The sequence below is a fragment of the Magnetococcus marinus MC-1 genome (assembly GCF_000014865.1).
Taxonomy (GTDB): Bacteria; Pseudomonadota; Magnetococcia; order Magnetococcales; family Magnetococcaceae; genus Magnetococcus; species Magnetococcus marinus.
Genome location: NC_008576.1, coordinates 3,974,920 through 3,998,203 on the forward strand (window position 1 = coordinate 3,974,920; position 23,284 = coordinate 3,998,203).

Genomic DNA, 23,284 nt, shown 5'->3' on the forward strand with positions numbered 1-23,284 from the left:
GGTTGTCATGTTAAGCTTTGATATTAAACGACTGCCCCCATAGTGTGCATGACAACAAGACATTTGCCCACCCCTTTTTCAACGCCACCAGAGATTCCTATGCCCGAAATCTCTCTGTGGTTTTTCCCTGGCGATAACCAAGCTACGGCTGGCCGCATTTTCTTAAATGCCACCTTACGCGCCCTCACCGCACGCGGTTTTGCTGGTGACGTCAACCATGCCATATTGACCTTTTGTTCTTGATAGGGTATGAAGAGCTCTTCCCTACCCGTTCGGAGGAGCCTTCGTTAGAAAGGGCTCCCGTAACATGCATGGACGATAAGATACCATGACACACGAGCCCCTGACCGCTTCGGTTGGCATCGTCACTCCCCAGCACGTGCGTCTGTTTGGCGCAAGTACCCCCCTGCAATTGGACGGCGGCACCTTGCTGCACAGCGTGGATGTCTCTTACGAAACCTACGGCACCCTTAATCAAGAGCGCTCCAACGCGGTTTTGATCTGCCACGCTCTCTCGGGCAACGCCCACGCCGCAGGCTACCATAGTAAGGATGACAAACGCCCTGGCTGGTGGGACCACTATATCGGCCCCGGCAAACCCTTTGACACCAATCGCTATTTTGTCATTGCCAGCAATAATCTAGGCGGATGTGACGGCACTACCGGCCCCAGCAGTATCGACCCGGCCACCGGCATGCCCTATGGGCTCAACTTCCCCATGATCACCATTGGCGACATTGTGCGGGTGCAACACGCCCTCGTGCGGCAGCTCGGGATTGAACGGTTGATGGCGGTGGTGGGTGGCTCCATGGGAGGGATGCAGGCACTCCAGTGGGCGCTGGACTACCCACATATGGTGCCCGCCAGTGTCATCATTGCCGCCGCACCTCGTTTAACGGCGCAAAACATCGCCTTTAATGCGGTGGCCCGCCAAGCCATTATGGCTGACCCCCACTTTAATGGGGGCGACTACTACACCCTTCCCGGTGACCCTACCACCAAAGCCCGCCCAGAGAGCGGGCTGGCGTTAGCCCGTATGATGGCCCACATCACCTACCTCTCCGAGCAAGGTCTGCATGAACGCTTTGGCCGCCGCTTGCAGGATCGTGATGCGCTATCTTATGGTTTTGAGACAGATTTTGCGGTAGAGAGCTACCTTAGCTATCAAGGCTCCTCTTTCGTCAAACGGTTTGATGCCAACTCCTACCTCTACATCACCAAAGCGATGGACTATTTTGACCCCTTCCCCGACGCCGAGACCACGGTGCAGCGTCTTACCGGGGTGGAGAGCCACTTTTTGGTCATGAGTTTTGATACCGACTGGCGCTTTGACACCAGCCGCTCCAAGGAGCTGGTGCGCATTCTGCACCGCAGCCTCAAGGATTGCACCTTTCAGGAGTTCTCTTCGCCCGCCGGGCACGATGCCTTTTTGCTACCCCACCCCAGCTATGAAAAATCGTTAGGTTCCTTCTTGCTGCGCACTTGGCAGAGCATAACCGGAGGCCAAGCATGATCTCCTTGCGTGTTGACCAGAGCATCATTGCCTCCCTCATTGAACCGGGCAGCCGGGTGTTGGATTTAGGTTGTGGTGACGGGCTGTTGATGCAGCACCTTATCCATCAAAAACAGTGTAAGGGGATTGGGGTCGAGATTTCACCAGAAGGGGTGCAAAGCTGCATTGCCCATGGTGTTCCTGTTTACCAAGGGGATATGGATCAGGGGCTCTCGGACCACTTTGACGCCACTTTCGATTATGTTTTGCTCTCACACACACTACAGGCGATTCACCGTCCTGCCTTTGTCTTGGAAGAGATGCTGCGGGTAGGACGGCGGGGCATTGTCTCCTTTCCCAACTTTGGACATTGGCGTTTTCGCTGGCAGTTGCTTATCAGTGGTCGCGTGCCCCAACGCGGGGTACTGCCCTACATGTGGTACGATACCCCCAATATACGCATGTGTACGTTGCTGGATTTTCGGGATCTCTGCCATGAGTTGGACATCCGCATTGTGCAGCAGATTCCACTGGCCGCCAGCGGTGATGTCAAAGGCGGCCTGCCATTACGGGCTTCCAACGTGCCATGGATGCAATTCATGGCCAACTGGCTCTCCCCTATGGCAGTATTTTTGTTGGAAAAGGAGTGATGCATGGCCAGCCACCCCCGCGACGTTACCCCCGCACCCTTGATTACCGAAGCGAAGATTCAACGCCGCGTGCAAGCACTGGCTAAGGAGATTATCGCCCGCATGGGGCAAGAGCCGGTGATGGTGGCGTTGCTCAAGGGCTCATTTTTGTTTGCGGCCGATCTGCTGCGGGAGATGGGCCGCCAAGGGGCCAAACCCAAGCTGGATTTTTTGGCGGTTTCATCCTATGGTAGCGGCACCCAATCCACAGGTCAGGTACAGGTTCAGCTTGCCATTAAGGAGCCCTTGCAGGGCCGCGATGTGCTGTTGGTTGATGATATTTTAGATACCGGCAATACCTTTGCCCACGTCATTGAGTTGCTCAAGGCGCAGGGTGCGCAACAGGTATTAACCTGCACGCTGCTTAACAAGCAGGCCCGCCGCCAGCAACCTGTCGTGGCCGATTTTATTGGCTTTGAGGTACCCGATGCCTTTGTGGTGGGGTATGGTATTGATTGGGACAACCATTTTCGTGAGCTCCCCTATGTAGGGGTTATCCCCCCTGAAGCCTACCGCTAACCCCACCCAGCAACGGACCCCATCCTATGTGCAGCGCTAAAATCATCCCTTTTCCCGCATCTGTCGTCGCGACCCACGGTCGGTCGCAACAACAACCGCCCTTCCCCTGTAGCGCCCTGCTGTTTGATTTGGATGGCACCCTGGTGCATACCGGTCCCGATCTGGCGGGAGCCATGAACCATGTTCTGCAAAGCCGGGGGCTGGCCACCTTGGACCCCATAGAGGTCCAACATCTCGTCGGCAATGGTGCTCGTTCGCTGCTGGCCCGGGGCTTTTGGGGCAGGGGTGCCGAAGCCCCTGAAGGGGATAGCGATTTTGAGGCCGCCGTACAGCAATTTTTAGCCTATTATGCCCACCATATTGCCGACCACTCCCACCCCTACCCAGGCGTGATGGAGGGGTTGCAACGCTTGCAAGAGGCGGGTTTTTTTATGGCGGTAGTGACCAACAAACCGGAATTTCTAGCCCACAAGCTGCTAGCAGAGCTCAACATGGCGCACTTTTTTAAAGTGGTGGTGGGGGGAGATACACTACCCACCCGCAAGCCCGCACCAGAGATGCTCTACCACGCCACCGTGCACATGGCCAGCGCCATTAACGAGGCGGTGATGGTTGGGGATTCGGACAACGATATTTTGGCCGCTCAGCGTGCAAACATACCGGTGATTGCGGTCAACTATGGTTACAACCAGCATGATGCCTTAGCGGCCCTGCACCCTGACGTTTTGGTGGATTGTTTTGGGGCTATTGAAGGGCTGGTGGTACGCGAGCAGGCTTAGTTTAGCGGCCAATGGGGCCACCACGCTGGCCACGCCCTTACCAGAGGGGGATTGCGACGTGCTCTGGTACCGGGTTGCTCGCCCTGCTTTTGCTGAGCTCGCCTTACCCTCTTCAGGCAAGTGGGGATAATCGTCGGCAAACAAGCCCGATTAAAATCAAAAAATGCCCAACCAACTCTTACCGCTTGGGCATTATTTTTGACAGTCTTTCAAAGCTTTACCGCATTGAGACAGCGTGCTTGCTCACGCTGGGCTGACACATGGGCTAAGAACCACGTAGAAGAAACAAAAAAAGCCTTTATAATCCCGGTCGAACCCTCATCGACCCCGACTGACGAAAGAGCAAAGGACAGAGCATGTCCCAACAACTGAAACTGGGCATTCCCAAGGGCAGCCTACAGGACTCCACCATTGAGCTGTTTAAACAGGCGGGTTGGACCATCGTCAACCGCTCCCGCAACTATTTTCCCTCCATTGATGACCCGGAGATCAAACCTGCGCTCATCAAACCCCAAGAGATGGCCCCCTACTGCGCCGACGGTACGCTGGATGTGGGACTTACCGGATATGATTGGATTCTCGAACAGGATTGTGAAGATAAGGTCCATGAGTTAGGGGTGCTTGATTATTCAAAATCCTCCAGCCACGGTTGTCGCTGGGTGGTGGCGGTATCCAATGATTCGCCGGTGCAAAAGATTGAAGATCTGCACGGCAAGGTGGTTTCAACCGAGTTGATTAAAACCACCAAACGCCTGTTTGCCGAGCGCGGTGTGCAGGCGGACATCCGTTACTCTTGGGGGGCTACCGAGGCCAAGGTGGTGGAAGGATTGGTGGATGCGGTGGTGGAGATCACCGAAACCGGCAGCACCATCCGTGCCCACGGTCTGCGAATTATTGAGGATCTGCTGCACACCAACACCCGCATGATCGCCAACCCAGCCGCCATGCAGGACCCCTGGAAAAGGGCCAAAATTGAGCAGCTCTATTTGATGCTTAATGCCTCTTTAAAGGCCCACCATAAATCCATGCTCAAGCTCAATGTCGCAGACATCAACCTAGATGCCGTCTGTGCGCTACTACCCAGTCTGCACGCCCCAACCGTCAATCCCCTTAAAGCCCTTGGCTGGAGTGCGGTAGAAACGGTGGTGGATCGGGATCAAATCCGGGACTTGGTGCCCAAGCTGGTGGGGGCCGGTGCGGAAGGAATTGTGGAATACGACCTTAAAAAAGTGGTATAAATAGCCATTTGAAATATGCTAGACATGTTTCAAATGGATGAAACCTTGCGGTATAGATGTCACAAACCTTTAACACGGTTGTATTTTCCTATTGAAAATACACCACCTTTTGAAAGAGGCATACGGCATGGATACGAGTGCGTTGCTCTCAGAAGGCTTTGGTCTACTGGTGCTAGGTATGGGCACGGTCTTTCTCTTTTTGGCCTTGCTTGTATTTATGGTGGGGCAGATGTCCCATTTGGCCCGCTGGATTGAATCCAAACAACCTCAAGTGGTGCCGATCACACGGGCCACAGCCCCCACCGGCACCCCTGGGGAGCACACGGCGGCGATTGCTGCTGCGGTGCATCAGTATCGGGCGAAACATCGCTGAGATCCAGCGATGACGCCATTTATTGCAGGTGCTGTTCGCTAACATGATCAGCCCTGAGCCCACTTTGGTCACTACTTAAAAGAATGGACCGACCACGGTGGGGTTGAGAAGATTCTCACCAACCTAACGAGGATTTTGAACGCCATGAAAAAGCAGCCCCTCGGTATCACCGAACTTGCCCTGCGTGACGCCCATCAGTCTCTGTTTGCCACCCGCATGCGTTTGGAGGATATGCTCCCCATCGCCCCTAAAATGGACGAGGTGGGCTTTTGGTCCATTGAGGCTTGGGGCGGCGCGACCTTTGATAGCTGCATTCGGTTTTTGGGTGAAGACCCCTGGGAACGTCTGCGTGCACTGAAAAAGGCGATGCCCAAGACCCCTTTACAGATGCTCTTCCGTGGTCAAAATATCCTTGGTTATCGTCACTATGCCGATGATGTGGTGGAAAAATTTGTGGAGCGCTGTGCGGTTAACGGTATTGATGTTTTCCGTATTTTTGACGCCATGAACGACACCCGTAATCTGGAAACCGCCATCAAGGCGACCAAAAAGGTGGGCAAGCACGCCCAAGGCACCCTTAGCTATACCATCAGCGATGTGCACACGGTGGATATGTGGGTGGATATGGCGAAAAAGCTTGAAGATATGGGTAGTGACTCCATCTGCATTAAAGATATGGCCGGTCTGCTCAAGCCCTATGTCGCCACGGAGCTGGTTACAAAGTTAAAGGCCGCCGTTAAGGTGCCCATTGCCATGCAGTGCCACGCCACCACGGGTCTCTCCACGGCGACCATTGTTAAGGCGGCTGAAGCTGGAATCGATATGGTGGACAGCGCCACCGCCTCCATGTCCATGACCTATGGTCACTCAGCCACCGAATCGGTGGTGGCGATCATGGAGGGGTCTGAGCGGGATACGGGGCTGGATCTGGTTAAGTTAGAAGAGATTTCTGCCTATTTCCGTGAAGTGCGTAAAAAATACGCCAAATTTGAAGGCTCTTTGAAGGGTGTGGATTCGCGCATCCTGCTGGCCCAGGTTCCTGGCGGCATGTTGACCAACATGGAAAACCAGCTTAAAGAGCAAGGGTGCGCCGACAAGTTGGACGCCGTGCTCGAAGAGATTCCCCGCGTGCGTAAGGATCTGGGCACCATCGCCCTGGTGACCCCCACCTCGCAAATTGTGGGTTCGCAGGCGGTCTTTAATGTGCTGATGGGGGAACGTTACAAAACCATCACCAAAGAGGCCCGTGGTATTTTGCGTGGTGAATATGGTGCCACCCCTGCCCCGGTGAATAAGGAGTTGCAAGCGCGCTGCTTGGAAGCGGGCGAAGAGCCCATCACCTGCCGCCCGGCTGACCTGCTGCAACCAGAAATGGATAGCCTAACCGCCGAGCTGAAACAAAAGGCCGCTGAGTCGGGCATCACCCTGGCTAAAGATGTGATCGACGATGTGCTCACCTACGCCCTGTTCCCGGCGGTGGGTTTAAAATTTTTGGAAAACCGCAACAACCCCGCCGCCTTTGAGCCCAAGCCCTGGGAAGAGGCCGCCCCTGTTGCTGCCCCAGCAGCGGCACCCGCCACCGCCCCAACCGCGACTGAAGCCTACACCGTGGTGGTTAATGGTACCGCTTATAATGTGCAGGTTGGCCCTCAAGGTCAGGTTGCCAGTGTCGCCCCCAGCGCAGCCGCCGCACCAGTGGCTGCCGCACCTGCTGCGGGTGGAGAACCCATTAAAGCCCCATTGGCAGGCTCTATTTCCAAAATTCATGTCTCAACGGGTCAGCACGTAAACTCGGGTGACGTGGTTTTGATCATGGAAGCGATGAAGATGGAAACCGAGGTTCGCTCACCCCTGTCGGGCACCGTAAGCAGCATCAACTGCAAAGAGGGGAATGTGGTCAACGTTGGGGACATTTTGATTACTCTCTAAGCATGATCACAGGTTAGAGAACCTTGATATAGGACTGGGGCAACATGCCCGTTGCCCCGGCCTTTCCCCTTTTAGGTATGCTTGGTGTGGGTTGACCGGCCTCGTCGGTTCCCCCTTTGGAGGTTCCCATGTATATGGACAAATTGGCCGTGTTGTGGAACAGCACCGGTCTGGCCAATATTCAGTTAGATATGTTTGTGATGCTCTGTGTGGGCGCACTGCTGCTCTATTTGGCCATTGTTAAGGGGTTTGAGCCCCTGCTGCTGATCCCCATTGGGTTTGGCTGTATTCTCAGCAACATCCCCCTGGCGGGGCTGAATGATCCCGGTGGCATGCTGCACAATGTCTATGAAATCGGCATTGGTTCGGGGGCCTTTCCGCTGTTGATCTTTTTGGGCATTGGTGCCATGACCGATTTTGGTCCGCTCATTGCGCGGCCCAGCACCATCTTGTTGGGGGCGGCGGCCCAGTTTGGCATCTTTGTGACGCTCATTGGCGCGTTGGCGATGAACGCCATCCCTGGTTTTCATTATAGCCTAGCAGACGCTGCGGCCATTGGTATCATCGGTGGGGCGGATGGTCCGACCGCGATCTTTCTCTCCTCCCGTTTGGCACCGGACCTGATGGGGGCCATTGCGGTAGCGGCCTACTCGTACATGGCCTTGGTGCCCATGATTCAGCCCCCCATCATGAGAGCGCTCACCACCGAAGATGAGCGCAAAATTGAGATGACCCAGCTCCGCCCGGTGGGTAAAACGGAGAAAATTTTGTTCCCCATGCTGGTGCTGTTGCTGTGCGCCATGTTCCTGCCCTCGGCGGCTCCGCTGATCGGCATGTTTACCTTTGGTAATCTGCTGCGTGAATGTGGTGTGGTGGACCGTCTCTCCAAAACCGCACAAAATGAGCTGATTAACATTGTAACCATCTTCTTAGGGCTGGCGGTTGGCACCAAACTTTCAGCGGATAAGTTCTTGAAAGTGGAAACCTTAGGGATTTTGGTTTTGGGTATGATCGCCTTTAGCATCGGTACCGCAGCGGGGGTATTGATGGGCAAGGTGATGTGCCGGATGACGAAGGGGCAGGTCAACCCCTTGATTGGTGCTGCCGGGGTTAGTGCGGTTCCTATGGCGGCGCGGGTGGTAAATAAGGTAGGATTAGAATCAAACCACCACAACTTTCTGCTGATGCACGCCATGGGTCCAAATGTGGCGGGGGTCATCGGCTCCGCTGTCGCGGCTGGCGTGTTGTTGGCTATCGTAGGCGGATAATATAAACCCTTTGTAGAGGGATGAAACTATGGAACTCAAGCTTGAAGGCCGTCAAATGGACATCGGTAACGAGCTGCGTGATCGCATTACCACGCGACTCCAGACCCTGGACCAGCGTTTTGGCCCCATCACCCATGCTCGGGTGAGCATTGAGCGTAAATCGCACAATAATGAGCAGCGTGCCGAAGTGAAGACGGTAATCAACGTGCCTGGCAACACCATCTCTTCCACCAAAGAGGCGGCGACGGTGATTCCTGCGGTTAACGAAGCTCTAGATACCCTGACCATGGAGCTACAAACCTGGGCTGAAAAAAACAAGAAGAGCCATACGCGTCCTTAATGTTGCCCGTTTGACCTTCACCCAAAAACCCCGCTAAAGGCGGGGTTTTTTTTTATTCCCTTAGCCCCGCAAAAAACAAGCGTTGGTGGAGGATTGCCTCTTGGCAGAGACGCTTCCCCAGGGAGGGACTCGTTAACAAGGATGTTCATAGGTGGGGATTTGGTATAGAATACGCGCTTTCTTCCCTGCCTTCAGGCCATGCTTATGTCACATATCTCCAAGGACAAACTCTTTCTTAGCCTGCTGTTAGTGGGTTTTGTTGCGATTTTTTTTAATCCCTGGGTATCGGCGTTGCTGGCACCCAACACCGCTGAGCAGCTCTTAAATGGTGATTTTTCTCAAGTAAACCGTTGGCGTGAGAATTTTTCCGCCTATTTTATCGCCATCACCCTGGAGGCGGTGCCCTTTATGATTATGGGCACCTTGGCATCGGCTTTGATTGAGCTGTTTGTGCCGGCTGGCTTTTTGCCAAAAATGGCGAAAAAACTGGGGATTTTGGGGGTTCCTGCGGTGGTTTTGGCCGCACCCTTGTTCCCCATTTGTGAGTGCGGCGTGGTACCGGTGGCGCGGCGGCTGCTCAAAAAGGGCCTTCCCCTCTCCCACACCATCGCCTATCTGCTGGCGGCCCCCATCTTTAACCCGGTGGTATTGCTGGGCACCTGGCTGGCCTTTTATAAAGACCCCATCTACCCCATCCTGCGCGGTGCGGGGGGTATTTTTGTGGCCTTGTTGGTCGCCTTTGCTTTTTACGGTTACAGCCGTCGCCGTGCCTTATTAAACGCCGATGCCTTCAGCCAGCCCGCATACCCCATTATTCCCATCCAGCCCCATGTACCAACGGTGCCGACGAGCAGGCTTAACCGCCTGAGCACAATCTGGCGAGATCTGGCCTTTCATGTGCGCGAAGATTTTTTAGAGATCGCCCCCTATTTTCTGTTTGGGGTCTTTTTAGCCAGCTGCATGAAAACCTTTATTCCGCAAGAGGCCCTGTTCCAGTGGGGTGGGCATGCCATTCTCGGCCCCGCCATTATGATGGTGGCCGCTTTTGTCATGTCGCTTTGTTCCGAAGCCGATGCCTTTTTGGCCGCCAGTTTTGTGGAGTTTGATGTGGTCAGCCACATGGCCTTTCTGGTGCTTGGACCCATGTTGGATATCAAGCTGATTATCATGTATAGCAGCCTGCTGCGCGGGCGCTTTATTGCGCTGCTCAGTTTGGCGGTGGTGGTGGGCACCACACTCTACCTCATCTTTATGGATAGGGTTTTATGGGGCTATCTGGATCTTCTGCTGGGCGGGGGAGGTCTGCTATGAGACGTGTGGTGATGGCATGGCTCAACTGGGCGCCAGTATTCCAAATGGTGGGCTGGCTAATGTTTATGGGCTGGATCAGCTTTGGGGGTTATGATGCCGCTTATCTGGCCGACCTCCAGAGCAGCTTGCTCCGCTGGGGCTGGTGGCTGTTGTTGCTGATGGTGATCACTCAGATTGTGCAAACCCTGCGCGGTGGCGGTCAAGCGGCCACCTGTCAGGCCCACGACCATGAGCATGTACACGATCATGAAGCCCCCCCCCAACCCTTAAAACTGATGGCCGTTACGGCGGTCCACTTTATCCCCTGGTTGCTATTTTGGATAACCGGCGTCACCAGTCTGACCATGCAACAGGATCAGAGCTTGCGTCTCTCCTCCATACGGTTGCAGCAAGCGGGCGAGCCAACGGCCCCACCCTTTGATGCAGCCGCCTTACAGTCGGGTCAGCGGGTCGAGGTCAACTTGATTGATATTTATAGCCACGATGCCCTTAAATCTGGGGCCAAGGTGCGGGTGGTGGGGCGTCTGATGCGCCTAACACCCCAACAAGTGCAGAGCTATAAGCCGGGCCATACCACAGAGATGGCGCTGCTCTACCGCCATGCCATCGCCTGTTGCGCCGCCGACGCCTCACCCATTGGACTCTTATTGAGCGACCCCGGGCAGTTGCTCTCCAAGGTAGCCACAGATGCGTGGTTGGTGGTCGAAGGTACCACCAGCAATGAAATTGAGGGCGAAAAAATTTTGGGCCTGGCGGTGGAAGCCGTACAAACCATAGCCGCCCCCAGACAGCCCTACCTCTTTTGGTTAAGTAACCTCTAACCCGGATATATTTCATGAAATATCCGGGCTAGGGTGCTGATGCTCAGGGAGGGGCTGCGCGACCAGATGGCTCCCCCTTGGCACAGCCCCCTAACCGCACGGCCCCTCTACCACCCATGCAACCCCTGCCCCTGCCCCTGCCCCTTTTTGATCCATCATACGCCTACAGCTCGGAGGATGCACAACGCCGTGGATTTATTCTATCCGCCATTCTTACACTTACCCGAGCAGCGCCCTTTTGAACCCTTTTTTTGGGGGGTAAAGCTTGTCAAACCGCGCCCTGCACAGGCACAATAAGGTCAGGGTTGTCATGTGTGGTGGCCCATCAACATGGCTTACACAACAGGCCGATAAGGAATCCCTTAATCATGCCCATGGATCTTGCGTTGCTGCAAACCCACCCTCCGCTGGCGTTGCTGCCCATACCCATCCAAGAGCAGATTGTACGACAGTGCCAAGTCATTACCATACCGGCGCGTACCTTAGTGTTTGATGATGGCCACGCCTGTCAGGCCTTACCCTTTTTATTAAAAGGTTCCATTCGGGTTTTTAAACAAGGGGAGAATGGTCGTGAGATCAGCCTCTATCGGGTCAAGCCCGATGAGTTATGCATTATCACCCTAAGCTGTTTAATGGGGGGCACCCCTTACCCAGCAACCGGTGTGACCGAGAGCGAAGTAGAAGCCGTTGCCCTACCCCGCGCCCTTTTTTTGACGCTTATTAGCCGTGAGCCAAGCTTTCGCGATATGGCTTTTGCCCACTATAGCAGCCGACTGGCGGAGTTGATGCAATTGGTCGAAGCTGTGACTTTTCAAAAGCTGGACCAACGCCTCGCGGAGTGGCTGGTCCAGCAGGAGGGGCCCATCCTGGTGTCGCACCAACAGATGGCCGATGAGTTGGGCAGTGTACGCGAGATGATTAGCCGTCTACTAAAACAGTTTGAGGCCAATGGTTGGATCGTATTGGGGCGAAAACAGGTGGAAATTGTAAACCGCTCGGCGCTGCTTGCCTACAAAACGGGAACTATGTGATCAAAGTCACTGTAAATTTGCCCCACATGTTCTATAAGGGTTCATCGTTAGAGCGTTTCTAACACGTTACAACTGATGGAGTATGCAGATATGAAAGCGAACGTTGGCGGTATTGACCGCATTTTACGTATGGTTGCCGGTATTGCCCTCATTGCTTGGGCCGCTGTTTTGGGTGGTCCTGTGTGGGCTTGGGTTGGGGTAGTACCCTTGCTGACTGGCTTGTTTAAATTTTGTCCGTTCTACCCCATTCTGGGCATCAGTAGCTGTAGCAAGTGTGAGTAGTCCCCTGTGCCATGAAGGATGCCTAAGCATCCTTCATGGCCACTTTAAACAACCCCCACCATGCTGTTGGCTTGGCTCAACAGGAGTGCCGTTTTCCAAGGGTATTGTGCCCCGGAGATCTTACGCGGTACACGCCTATACTTTCCCCTCATGCAAACCCTCGCAAGCAAAACAAACAACAACCCTCAGCCTTTTCACCTAAAATCTTATTTTTTCTCCTCGCCATCGAATTTATCGCCCGTGACGGTTGTATTTCTTGGCAAGATGCTTACAATGGGAAGAACTGGAAATAACTATTCCCGGAGTAACCGATGGTTCTTTGTAGCTTTACCGTAGGCGACCTTCTATTGGGCATCGACATTATGTTGGTGCGGGAAATTCGCCGAGCGACCCCTTGTACCCAAGTGCCTGGGGCACCAGACTTTTACATGGGCCTGGTCAATATTCGTGGTCAAGTTGCCACCATCGCCGATTTGCGCACCCGCTTAGGCTGGGAACAAGGTGGTGTGGGCCAAGACAACACCGGCTACTTTATCATCATGAAAACCAAGCCTGAAGTTAAGGAGTGGTACCATGATAAGGTAGACAAGCATTGTCCCTGGGAAGATCGGTTTGGTCTGCGGGTCGATAAGCTTGGCGTGGTGCAGGATTTTGGCAACGAGGGTTTCCAACCGCGTCCAGCCAACTTAGAGGGCATCTCTGCGCGTTTTGCCAAAGGGGTGATCGAACTGGACCGCAAGCTGCTGGTGGTGCTCAACCTACCCGCCTTGATGGGCTTTGGTGACCCAGAGAAGATGGACGACTAAGCGGCCTGCAACCCCGACAGGATGCAGATGAACCTTTCTTAAACCCGCACCCCTTACACTTGATCCGTGGTTGCGTAGCAGGCATACCCTGGTTTTTTTTGTGGGATCGCCGTTTTTTAAGCAAAAGCGCCCTTGGCCTACCAGAGCCCCGCTCTGTGACACCAAGCTCTAAAGGGGTTGGAGGCGGCCTGGGTCGTTGCACAGGCGCTCAACGGTTGGGCAGGGTGGAACGCGGTTCTCTCCCCCTTAGCTTTCCGGCATACTCTCCGCCCCTGGCCCGCTTGGTGAACTGTACCACACCGACAACCGCTCATGACATGCGGTTTCGTCTGTTTTTGGAGCAACCAAATAAGCGCTTTTTTTAACAGCCCATGCTCTGAGGATTAAAGGTGGTCTCTCCTGTTGCCCTCTCTTCTGCCACTCAAAGCGCACCGAGACGACTTATTCTCATCTTCCGTGCAAACACCGGTTATTCCAATCCAGCGCGTCCCCATCCCATGGCACAACATAAAGCATGGTGGTTCCTATGGGTTTGAGAATCTACAGCTTTTTATGGGCAATGCTGTTTTTAGCAACCTTTGGCCTGGTCACCCCAGCCTTGGCCAGACCCCTTGATGAAATTATGCGCAGCGGAGAACTGCGGCTCTGTATTAGCGGCGACCATCTTGCCCTGACCAACGCCACCGCCCGGACTTTTGCGCGTTACCTTGGCGTCACCCCCCATATCATCCATTTAAACAGTTGGGATCAACAGTTCCATGACCGCGACCGCGTGACCCACAAGTTTCGCGCTTACATCCCTGCGTTGTTGGCTGATGGTCGCTGTGACATCTACCCCAATGATATCGAGTTGTTTGCATGGCGCATGAACATGCTTACGATTACCCCGCTCTTCGCCACTCGCATGACCGTTGTTGTGCCCCAATCGGTGCTACAACCCATCCGCTCCCTACAAGATCTAGGAGGCAAGCGCACCCTTGTTGCACCGACCTCCAGCGCCCATGATTGGCTTAAACAGCAAAATCAATTTGTATTTAAAGAGCATCCGCTTATCATTGCATTCGACTCAACGGATCATTCGGTTGAATCCCTCAGCCGGGAAGAGATCGACTTTTCCATACTGAGCGCTCAAGAGGTTTTTCGTCAAACCCAAATCCGCTTGCTTGCCATTAAAGTGGCTTTCCCGGTGGGAAACATTCAACAGGTAGGCTGGGGCACCCACCCGGAACATCATCAACTGCGCAACAAGCTCGTCGAGTTTTTTACCCTGCAACGCGTACCGGGCTCACTCTTTGACTATCTTTGGGAACAACATGTGGGCATTGCCCTATCGGCGTTTAATCTTTTTATCACCTCCACCCCAGGTGGAGGTGAGCATTGAATCTGCTAACACGTTTGCGTCTTAGCCCGATCCGCCTGAAACTGTTTTTTGTAGCCTCCTTACTCATGGCCTTGGTGGTGGGGTTGTTTACTACCTTCTCGGCCCTGCTTACCGGAGAGGCCATCCGCATTCACATGGATCAAGCCTTGCAGCAGCGTACGCTACTGGCCCTACAATCCACCACCCGGTTTTTAGAGAGCCAACGGCTTAACCTAGCCCTCTTGGGTAGCACACCAGCGGTACGGGTCTATCTCCAAAATCCGGCCATGATTTCCATATCCCAACCAGGACTAGACACCCTTTTCCAGCAGGAGTTGGATAATAAACCCTGGTTTTCATCCATCATGCTTATGCACGGTGATTTGGTGGTCTATCGTCACCGTCATCCTACCCTCATACCCCATCAAGGGATCGAGCTGTTTGGCCTTGCAGAGCAGCCTATTACCACCCTAGAAAATGATCCTTACCGGGGCGAAATTTTGTTACGGGTGCCGCTGATTATACCCCATCGAGAAGACGAACCTTATGCCATCGCCGCCCGCATTAACCCAAGCCAGCTTCAATTGCAGCTTTTTCAAACCGGTGGCGAAGACCATGTGGGTTCTATCCTGTTTGCCCCTTTAGACCATAACAATCATCCTATGTTTAAAGATGTTGACCAGATTGATCCCCACTGGCAACAGCTGCTTGAGCAAGGCATTCCCCAGTGGGCTTGGCATCACCAACGGCCTCTTCAGACAAAATCCTTTTATCTGCATGGGCGGCGTCATGCCATCTACCCTTTTGCTGTTTTTGGTCATGAGCCGGTTAGTATAAAACGCACCATTATTACCCAACAGATTTTTATCCTTGTTGCGGTGGGGGCTGCCTTGCTGGCAGTAGGTTTGGTGGGCATATCCCGCATGTCCGGACAGATTACCGCCCCCATCACCCAATTAGCCAATGAAGCCTACCAGCGTGTGCACCAAGCGCTCCCTAACTTAGATATTGATCATCAACGGCTCAATGACCGCCGTGATCGCCAAAATGAGGTGGTTACACTGGGAACGCTGCTGGATCTGTTGCTGGATGAGCTCTTGCGTCACACCCAAGATTTGACCAGTCGTGTGCAGGCTCAAACCCAGGATTTAACCCAAGCAAACGCCCGCCTGTTGGAAGAGATTGAGCAGCGCCGCACCGCCGAAGAGGAGCTACGTGAACACCAAGAGTTGCTGCATGATATTTTAGAAACCAGCGTAGATGGCTTTTTGGTGGTGGATCGTAAGGGTAATGTCACCCACAGCAATCAGCGCTTTGCACAGATGTGGCAGATTCCTGAATCCATCATCATGCAGCAAGATGAGTCACTCCTGCTGCAACATGTACTGCCCCAACTGAGCCACCCCCACAGTTTTATGGCGAAGGTCAATGGCCTTTACGAAGACGATCAGTTTAGCTTGGATGAGCTCATGTTCCGAGATGGCCGGGTCTTTGAGCGCCATAGCCGCCCCCTCTACCACAATGGTGACATGGTTGGACGTCTCTGGCAGTTTCGTGATATTACCCGTGAGCGGGAACAGCAACGCCAACTGCAAACAGCCAAAGATCGCGCTGAAAGTGCCAATGCCGCCAAGAGCGCCTTTTTAGCCACCATGAGCCATGAGATCCGTACCCCACTCAATGGCATTATTGGCATGCTCGAACACCTGCGCCAAGAACCCCTAGAAGCCGCTCTCAAAGAGCGCTTTGATCTGATTTGCCGCTCCTCCGAGGTGCTGCTGGACCTGCTTAACAACATTCTGGATTTTTCAAAAATTGAAGCAGACCAACTCCGCTTTGAGTCTATTCCCTATCGACCTAAACAACTTATCCAAGATGGCATCGAGCTGCACAAACTACTGGCCCATGAAAAGGGGATTGATCTAAGCTGCCACTGTCACCCGAATTTGCCCAGCTCAAGCATGGGTGACCCAACCCGCATTCGGCAAATATTGATCAACCTTGTCAGCAACGCCATCAAATTTACCGAGACCGGTTATGTGCAGATCGAAGCCTATCTGGAAGAGGGAGCACCTGCACAGCTACACATTAATGTTTCAGACAGTGGCAGCGGCATCCCCGAGGCTCAGTTGGCGCAACTCTTTACCCCTTTTACCCAAGCCGATGGCAGCATAAGCCGTCGTCATGGGGGCACCGGATTGGGGTTAGCCATCTCCAAACGCTTGGTAGAAGCCATGTACGGCCAAATCTCCGTCACCAGCCAAGTTGGGGAGGGCTCATCATTTCTAATGACCATCCCCCATCAACCGCCCAGTCAAGCGTTGCTGTTAGAACAGGGGATGGACGATTTATTGGCCGTGGTGTCTTCCCTGGAGATTTTATTGGTGGAGGACGATCCCATTAACCAGGTGGTTGCACGCGGCTTGTTGCAGCGTGAGGGGCATCGCGTTACGTTAGCTAAGGATGGCTTAGAGGCTCTGGATCTCTTTCAACTGGACCGCTTTGACCTGATTCTGATGGATATACGCATGCCTCGCTTAAATGGGTTAGACACCACCCGGCGTATCCGTGCCCGTGAGCGTGGCCATGGGGTTACTTCGCCAATTCCGGTCATTGGCTTAACCGCAGATGTACTTAAAGAGACCCTGATCGAGGGGGATGAGGTCGGTATGCAAGAAATTATCACCAAACCCGTCCGCTTAGAGACGCTAAAACGGGCCATCGCCCGAGCTATGCACCATAAAACCTAAGGCTATGCTTGGCCTTTTTTTGGTCGATTCAAGGCATGCTGGCCTTTATTCTACTTGAGGCACGGGCGCTACACCTGTCGGATTCTTCCGCAACAGCGCTCACGCTGGCTTGGGCCAATGCAAAGATCTTTTTGCGGGGTCACCAAAATTTTTACCGATTTTGTCTATACACAAGCGATCCTCTTATGCCTAAATAGAGTGACGCTTTGTCACCATTATTTCAGCTGAGCAAAACCGTCTAAACGGGGTTTTTTACCCAAATAAATTTCGCCGGGCGATCCCCACCTAACTGGCCGGTTACTCGCTCTACTGCTGTGCTATTTCGGAAGGATTTTATCATGAAATTTGACTTGCAACAGCAAGGCCGTACCCTCGCGATAGATATTCAACCCGATAACGATGCCCAGGCCGTGGCGCTGCTCAAACAGTTTGAAAGTTGCCGCGCAGGACACTGCACCTGCGCCAGCGCTGCGCTAAGCAACCTGGATGATATGCAGGTTAACCCACAGCACAATGGTCACATTCGGGTTGAGCTAACCGCGCGGGAGGGCTCCCGTATCCAAGCCTCCGACGTGGCCAAATGTATTGTTTTTAGTGCCCCCACTGAAGCGTAGGTCAGCGCCCAAGCGATTCCCCTAAACCCCTCGACCACCGGCTTTACACCAGAGGGGCAACACCCACGGGGCACCCCTCTAGGCTTGGCTATTCTGTTTCTGTTTAACACTGCATCCAAGGCAAACCTCGCTGACGCCAGCCATTGATTAAGCCCCGTTGGTGCTTCTCATTTTTATCCCCCTCAAAACCCTCGGTCACATGGGATACCCGCTGAAAACCGTGTTGAATTAAAAAATTACCCGCGTCAATGGAGCGGTGCCCACTGCGGCAGATCAGCACAATGTGCTGATTCCGCTGAGCCAACTCCTCCACCTCCGATAGAAAATCAGGGTTAATGGCAAAGTCAGGGTAATCTTGCCACGGCACATTATAGACCCCAATGGGATGGCCCACATAGTAGTGCTCCATCTCGGTACGTATGTCGATAAACATGACCTGCTCATCCTGCACCACGGCATAGGCTTCCACAGCGGTCAGATGGTGCAGATCAGGATTGGACGGAGAGTGGGGCGATGCAGGCAACATGGCGGCCTCCTACAGTAAAAATGTGAATCTACGGTTAGCTTCAGTATGCCTGGATATTGTGGAATCACAAATTTATTTTGTGAATGTTCTATAATTTTCTTTTTTTGTACACTATATTTGGAGTGTAAAAATAATTTTATTGTCTGGGTTTATCTAAGCACCACACAACGCCGTGCTGACCTCTACCGCCATAAAAAAGCCCGCCACAGAATTGTGTGGCGGGCTTTTTTAGAGATTTTACCATTGAAAGGCGTTAGACGATCTCCAACAGGCTCTGCACCGCTGCAAGTACTTCGTTGCGGGTAAACGGCTTAGCCAAGGTGGTTATGGCCCCAAAATCCTCAGCGACACGCAGGTTAAAGTGGGCATCCAAACCTCGCCCCCCTCCAGAAATCGCAATAATACGCGCGGTAGGGGCAAATTCACGCAGCTCCATAATCACTTCTACCCCATCCTTCTCTGGCATCAACATGTCGGTAATGATGATATCGGTCTGGCGCTCTTGGTAGCTACGCACCCCCTCCAACCCATCGCTGGCTTCGGTGACATCGTGCCCATCATCTTCCAAAATTTGACGTAGCAACTCCCGCACGGCCATATCGTCGTCAATGATTAATACCGTCGCCATAACATCGGTCCCCTATCTCATTGCAACCAAAATGCATCACCGTTGATGGTGCACGATTTCCCCCACAGTGTCATCCAAAACTGGGTTTATGGGGTCTCTTCCGCCGTTTCAGCCGCCACTTTGCGTCGGCTGCCAGGGTCCATTAGCAAAACCAGCGGACTGGCCACAAAGATGGAGGAGTAGGTACCGATACCCACACCAAACAGCAGGGTCAAAGCAAAATCATGGATCACCGCCCCACCCAGCACAAACAGGGCAATCAACACCAACACGGTGGTTAGAGAAGTAATCAACGTCCGTGAAAGGGTGCGGTTGACCGCCTCATTGATGATGGTTGCTAGCGGTTGGCGCTTCATGCGCTTCATCTCTTCGCGAATGCGGTCATAGACCACAATGGTATCGTTGAGGGAGTAACCCACCACGGTCAACAAAGCGGCGACCACCACCAAGGTAAACTCTTTCTGCAATACCGAGAAAAAGCCCATGGTCAACACCACATCGTGCACCAACGCCAACACCGCACCCAGGGCAAAGCGGAGCTCAAAGCGAAAAGAGATGTAGATCAGAATGGCGACCATGGCGTAGAGCATCGCCAGCATCCCCTTTTCTGTCAGCTCTTCCCCCACCTGCGGCCCCACATACTCCACCCGGCGCATCTCCACGCCATGCTCACCCGCGATGGGTTTGAGGGCATCCAGCACACCGCTGACGATGGCCTGCTGGGCGGCATTATCCGCACCCTGCTTTTCTACCCGAATCAACACCTCTTCTGGGGTACCAAAGGATTGCACCACTGTATCCCCCAGATCCAGAGGGGCGATAGCCTGCCGAACCGGTGCCAGATCCATGGGCTTTTCAAAGCGTACCTGGATTAAGGTACCCCCGGCGAAATCAATACCAAAATTCAAACCTTGGGTGAAGAGTGAAACCAGACTTACCCCAATAAGAAACAGCGAGGCATAGATTGCCGGTTTACGTCGACCAATAAAGTCAAAGTGAGTCGCTTTTAAAAAGACCTGCATGATCGAGCTCCCTTAGATGCTCAGCGTTTTCAAACGACGGTTTTTCACCACCTCGGCCAGCACCACCCGGGTAACGAAGATCGCCGTAAACATGGAGGCCAACAGACCCACCGAGAGCGTCACCGCAAACCCACGCACAGGACCGGTGCCAAACTGATAGAGGATCACCGCCGTAATCAGGGTCGTGATGTTTGCGTCCAAAATGGTGGAGAAGGCCTTACTATAGCCGTGATCAATGGCCGCCAATGGTGATTTACCCAAGCGCAACTCTTCACGAATGCGCTCAAAAATCAGCACATTGGCATCCACCGCCATACCCAACAGCAGCACCGCACCGGCAATACCGGGCAGGGTTAAGGTGGCCTGCATAAGCGCCAACAGCGAGACCAGGATTGTCACGTTAAGCACCACCGCCAGATTGGCCAGCATGCCAAAGCCCTTGTAGTAGAGCACCATGAACAGCACCACCAACACACCGCCGATCAAGACCGAGTTTAGACCCTGCGCCACTGAATCGGCCCCCAAGGTGGGACCAACGGTGCGCTCTTCCAAAATCACCAGCGGGGCCGGTAGGGCGCCCGCCCGCAGCACGATGGCCAGATCGTGGGCCTCTTCACGGGTAAAGGAGCCAGAGATGGTGGCACGACCACCCGCGATCTTATCCTGAATCACCGGTGCGGACTGCACCTTGCCATCCAACACAATGGCCAACCGCTCTTTGATATGTTCACCGGTAATCTGCGAGAATTTACGTCCCCCCACCGCATCAAATTTTACTGAAACGATGGGTTCGTTATACTCATTAAAGGTGGTCTGGGCATTTTGGATATGCTGCCCCGAGAGGATGGTGCGTTTAAACACCAGCAGAGGGTAGGCGCTTTTGCCCCCTTGGTTGGCGCTACGCTCTTCATACATCAACTCGCTATCGGCGGGAACTTGTCCCTCCAGGGCGCGGTTAAGATCACCCTTTTCGTTAACCAGTTTAAAGTCCAGCCGTGCGGTGCGACCGATCAGCCCCTTGGCCCGATCGGGGTTTTTAATACCGGGGAGCTGCACAATGATGCGCCGCTCCCCCTGTTTTTGAATGCTGGGCTCTGAGACGCCAAAGGCGTCAATCCGGTTACGAATAATTTCGATGGCCTGATCCACGGCAAATTTGCGTATCTCGACCTTCTCGGCCTCACCAAGGGTTAGGCGGATCTGTGCTTCGGGTTGGAAGTGTTCCACCTTGGACTCGCGCAACTCATCTTTGAGCACGCTGAGCATGCGCTCTGTATCGGAGTTGGGGGTGAGTCGAATCACCACCTGATCTGCCCCAACCTGCTCAATGCCCCGATAGCGCTGCCGCTCTTTGCGCAACAGGTTCCGGGCACTATCCACCATATTGTTGCCCGCCTGTTTGATGGCCTCTTCGACTTTGACATCGTAGAGTAGATAGAGTCCCCCTTGCAGATCCAACCCTTGATGAATCACCTTATTGGGCATCCAACTGGGCAGGTTGCCACCCAAGAGGCTGGGCAGGGCATAGTAGATGGAACCCAGTGCCACCAATACTACCAGATACAGTTTCCAGCGCGGCTGCTGTCGCATGACACCCATCCTTCAAACACTTTAAGAGCCCCAAACAGAGCAAGTAGCCATGCAGGGGCTCTACATTCAGCGGATCTTGGCGTAAAGAGGTTAGGATTTCGCCTCTTTAGCCTCCTCTTCTTTATCATCGTTGCTGGTGCCGGGCATGCTTTTATCCAGCACCTTAGCCACATTGCCGCGTACCAGACGCACACGTACAGGCTTGCGATTTTTACCGTCAATATCCACTTCACCGATCTCCACCACCAGTTCATCGTTGGCGTCGTCAATGCGGTGGATTTTGGCAACCAGACCACCAGAAGTGAGAATGCGGTCGCCACGGTTAAGGTTATTAAGCATCTCTTTATGCTGTTTAACCTGCTTTTGCTGAGGGCGAATCAGCAAAAAGTAGAGCATAACAAACAGCAAAACCATGAAGATTAAGGTATCCATGCCACCCCCTTTAACGGGAGCGCCTTGGGCAAATGCAGGGGCAATCAGAAAATCCAACATCGTTTCCTCACTCGTGACAAACTGGGCGGAAGCTACAAAAGGAACAGAGGATCTTACCAGCAAACCCCCACAAAGCGAAAGCCTAGCTGCACCTTACCCCTATTTTTTGAGCAACAGGGCCTTCATGAGCGCCCATCCCAGTACCGCCCCCCCCATCAACCCTATGTTTAGCCTCTATCGCCCCCCCCCAAAAAAAACCACTTAACCCGCCTCGCCACACCGAGCAGGGATGCCCCTTCCCGGTGCTGCCCAAAACCTGTCTGTCACCCACCTATTTCCGGCAAATGTGATTCGGCATTAAAGAAAAATCCACCCCTAACCGAAAAGATTGTGTAACAATTAAAAAAACAATCTTTAGTTGGACAAGCAGGGTGGTTGCACAGCGGACCCCTTCGGCGTGATAAAGACCCATCGATGGTCTACCCTCACGCGGCCTTGTGCGTTGCCCTTTATGTCCCAGTCTCGCTGCGTAGACGTTAAAGCATGCCTTTGAGCATCACCCTAAGCAGCCCTATTGAAATGGGAAAAGACCCATGGCTGACCTACCGAATCAACTGCTGCGCCGCATGGATAGCCTGACCGCCTTCCCCAAAAGTGTGCGGCTGGTGTTGCAGTTAACATCCGACGCCAATATTGATCCCAAAGCCTTGGTCAATGTGATTATTCATGATCCCATTTTGACCTTTCGTCTCTTACAAACCGTAAATGCGCCCTTTTTTGGGCTTTCAGAAACCATCTCCTCGGTCAATCATGCGGTGGTCTATATCGGTTTTAATACCATCAAAAATCTGGCTATCCACACCGCCAACCGGGGGGTGCTACCACCCTTAACCAGTGGTGGTGTGGACACCGCTCTCTTTCATCGCCACGCCATCACCGTTGCCATGCTCAGCCGAGGTCTTGCCCTGCATAGTGGGGTCGAGGAACCTAGAACCTCAGAATTTTTTTTGGCGGGGCTCTTGCATGACATTGGCAAGCTTGCCCTTTCGTCGGCCTACCCAGAACCCTATCGCATCATCCAAAAGATGGTCGCCCATGAGGGAATCTCGGTGGTAGAGGCCGAACGGGCCCAGTTGCAAACCGATCACGCCGAGGTTGGCGCGGCCCTGGCTCGCCATTGGCATTTGCCTGAAATGTTGGCCGACAGTATCGGGGCCCACCACAACCCCAATAGCTTGCTCTATGGAGAACAAGATGAGCACACTTTGATGCGTGATTGTGTGTTTGTGGCCAACCAGTTGGCCACGGTGATGGGTCTCCGTGAGAGTGCGACATTACCCAACCTTACCCCCATGCCTGAACCCGTTAAGGCACGCATGGGTGGGGATTATCAAGCGTTGGCAGAAGCGATGCAACACGTCTGGCATCACCGTGAAGCCGCTCTACAGTATGTCCAAAATGCGGCAACCTATTAGATGGGTAAT

General features: G+C 53.6%; 23 protein-coding genes. 18 read left to right on the forward strand and 5 right to left on the reverse strand.

Translation table 11 applies throughout. The features are described 5' to 3' along the window. The first annotated feature begins 328 nt into the window (after positions 1-328). The 17 genes from metX to MMC1_RS16420 all read left to right on the forward strand — a co-directional run bounded on the left by metX (position 329) and on the right by MMC1_RS16420 (position 17,602). Entirely contained in the window at positions 329-1,513 is a 1,185-nt protein-coding gene (gene metX, locus MMC1_RS16340; protein ID WP_011714743.1) for a homoserine O-acetyltransferase MetX, read from the forward strand. Continuing rightward, positions 1,510-2,142 carry a methionine biosynthesis protein MetW gene (gene metW / locus MMC1_RS16345; RefSeq protein WP_011714744.1) on the forward strand — a complete coding sequence of 211 codons (633 nt, stop codon included), beginning with the start codon at positions 1,510-1,512 and terminating at the stop codon, positions 2,140-2,142. Before metX ends, metW begins: the two co-directional genes overlap by 4 nt. A 3-nt stretch (positions 2,143-2,145) precedes the next feature. Next, positions 2,146-2,700 carry a hypoxanthine phosphoribosyltransferase gene (gene hpt, locus MMC1_RS16350; RefSeq protein ID WP_011714745.1) on the forward strand — a complete coding sequence of 185 codons (555 nt, stop codon included), beginning with the start codon at positions 2,146-2,148 and terminating at the stop codon, positions 2,698-2,700. 26 nt (positions 2,701-2,726) lie between these two features. After that, positions 2,727-3,479 (forward strand): phosphoglycolate phosphatase, encoded by a 753-nt coding sequence (gph, locus tag MMC1_RS16355; protein WP_011714746.1) that lies wholly within the window; start codon positions 2,727-2,729, stop codon positions 3,477-3,479. 356 nt (positions 3,480-3,835) lie between these two features. After that, entirely contained in the window at positions 3,836-4,717 is an 882-nt protein-coding gene (gene hisG, locus MMC1_RS16360; RefSeq protein ID WP_011714747.1) for an ATP phosphoribosyltransferase, read from the forward strand. Positions 4,718-4,844: 127 nt separating this feature from the next. Continuing rightward, a complete protein-coding gene (locus MMC1_RS16365; protein WP_011714748.1) occupies positions 4,845-5,090 on the forward strand; it encodes an OadG family protein in 246 nt (81 codons plus the stop codon). A 144-nt stretch (positions 5,091-5,234) separates the two neighbouring features. Then, positions 5,235-7,019, forward strand: coding sequence for a sodium-extruding oxaloacetate decarboxylase subunit alpha (oadA, locus tag MMC1_RS16370; protein WP_011714749.1), 1,785 nt, complete (start codon positions 5,235-5,237; stop codon positions 7,017-7,019). A 134-nt stretch (positions 7,020-7,153) separates the two neighbouring features. Further along, positions 7,154-8,287 (forward strand): sodium ion-translocating decarboxylase subunit beta, encoded by a 1,134-nt coding sequence (locus MMC1_RS16375; RefSeq protein WP_041643020.1) that lies wholly within the window; start codon positions 7,154-7,156, stop codon positions 8,285-8,287. 28 nt (positions 8,288-8,315) lie between these two features. Continuing rightward, on the forward strand, positions 8,316-8,627 hold the full coding sequence (gene hpf, locus MMC1_RS16380) for a ribosome hibernation-promoting factor, HPF/YfiA family (RefSeq protein WP_011714751.1): 312 nt from the start codon (positions 8,316-8,318) through the stop codon (positions 8,625-8,627). Positions 8,628-8,831: 204 nt separating this feature from the next. Then, complete coding sequence (locus MMC1_RS16385; RefSeq protein WP_041641324.1) at positions 8,832-9,938, forward strand: permease; 1,107 nt, start codon at positions 8,832-8,834, stop codon at positions 9,936-9,938. After that, positions 9,935-10,759 carry a TIGR03943 family putative permease subunit gene (locus MMC1_RS16390; protein WP_011714753.1) on the forward strand — a complete coding sequence of 275 codons (825 nt, stop codon included), beginning with the start codon at positions 9,935-9,937 and terminating at the stop codon, positions 10,757-10,759. The genes MMC1_RS16385 and MMC1_RS16390 overlap by 4 nt, the downstream gene beginning before the upstream one ends. A gap of 368 nt (positions 10,760-11,127) precedes the next feature. After that, entirely contained in the window at positions 11,128-11,790 is a 663-nt protein-coding gene (locus tag MMC1_RS16395) for a Crp/Fnr family transcriptional regulator (RefSeq protein ID WP_011714755.1), read from the forward strand. A gap of 90 nt (positions 11,791-11,880) precedes the next feature. After that, positions 11,881-12,072, forward strand: a complete 192-nt coding sequence (locus MMC1_RS16400; RefSeq protein ID WP_041641325.1) for a YgaP family membrane protein — start codon at positions 11,881-11,883, stop codon at positions 12,070-12,072. 311 nt (positions 12,073-12,383) lie between these two features. After that, positions 12,384-12,878 carry a chemotaxis protein CheW gene (locus MMC1_RS16405; protein WP_011714757.1) on the forward strand — a complete coding sequence of 165 codons (495 nt, stop codon included), beginning with the start codon at positions 12,384-12,386 and terminating at the stop codon, positions 12,876-12,878. A gap of 526 nt (positions 12,879-13,404) precedes the next feature. Further along, positions 13,405-14,259, forward strand: a complete 855-nt coding sequence (locus tag MMC1_RS16410; protein WP_011714759.1) for a transglycosylase SLT domain-containing protein — start codon at positions 13,405-13,407, stop codon at positions 14,257-14,259. Continuing rightward, on the forward strand, positions 14,256-16,988 hold the full coding sequence (locus MMC1_RS20535) for a hybrid sensor histidine kinase/response regulator (RefSeq protein ID WP_011714760.1): 2,733 nt from the start codon (positions 14,256-14,258) through the stop codon (positions 16,986-16,988). The genes MMC1_RS16410 and MMC1_RS20535 overlap by 4 nt, the downstream gene beginning before the upstream one ends. Positions 16,989-17,326: 338 nt before the next feature. Then, positions 17,327-17,602 (forward strand): hypothetical protein, encoded by a 276-nt coding sequence (locus tag MMC1_RS16420; RefSeq protein ID WP_011714761.1) that lies wholly within the window; start codon positions 17,327-17,329, stop codon positions 17,600-17,602. A 103-nt stretch (positions 17,603-17,705) separates the two neighbouring features. Here MMC1_RS16420 and MMC1_RS16425 read toward each other — a convergent pair whose 3' ends face one another. The 5 genes from MMC1_RS16425 to yajC form a co-directional block, all read right to left on the reverse strand. Next, on the reverse strand, positions 17,706-18,128 hold the full coding sequence (locus MMC1_RS16425; protein ID WP_011714762.1) for a rhodanese-like domain-containing protein: 423 nt from the start codon (positions 18,126-18,128) through the stop codon (positions 17,706-17,708). Between the two features lie 253 nt (positions 18,129-18,381). Then, the gene (locus tag MMC1_RS16430) at positions 18,382-18,756 is read right to left on the reverse strand and encodes a response regulator (protein WP_011714763.1); all 375 of its coding nucleotides are present in this window, start codon (positions 18,754-18,756) and stop codon (positions 18,382-18,384) included. Positions 18,757-18,842: 86 nt separating this feature from the next. After that, on the reverse strand, positions 18,843-19,778 hold the full coding sequence (gene secF, locus MMC1_RS16435; RefSeq protein ID WP_011714764.1) for a protein translocase subunit SecF: 936 nt from the start codon (positions 19,776-19,778) through the stop codon (positions 18,843-18,845). A 12-nt stretch (positions 19,779-19,790) separates the two neighbouring features. Continuing rightward, entirely contained in the window at positions 19,791-21,368 is a 1,578-nt protein-coding gene (secD, locus tag MMC1_RS16440) for a protein translocase subunit SecD (RefSeq protein WP_011714765.1), read from the reverse strand. Between the two features lie 90 nt (positions 21,369-21,458). Continuing rightward, positions 21,459-21,860 carry a preprotein translocase subunit YajC gene (gene yajC, locus MMC1_RS16445; RefSeq protein WP_011714766.1) on the reverse strand — a complete coding sequence of 134 codons (402 nt, stop codon included), beginning with the start codon at positions 21,858-21,860 and terminating at the stop codon, positions 21,459-21,461. A gap of 533 nt (positions 21,861-22,393) precedes the next feature. Here yajC and MMC1_RS16455 point away from each other — a divergent pair. Next, complete coding sequence (locus tag MMC1_RS16455; protein WP_011714767.1) at positions 22,394-23,275, forward strand: HDOD domain-containing protein; 882 nt, start codon at positions 22,394-22,396, stop codon at positions 23,273-23,275. The last annotated feature ends 9 nt before the right edge of the window (positions 23,276-23,284 follow it).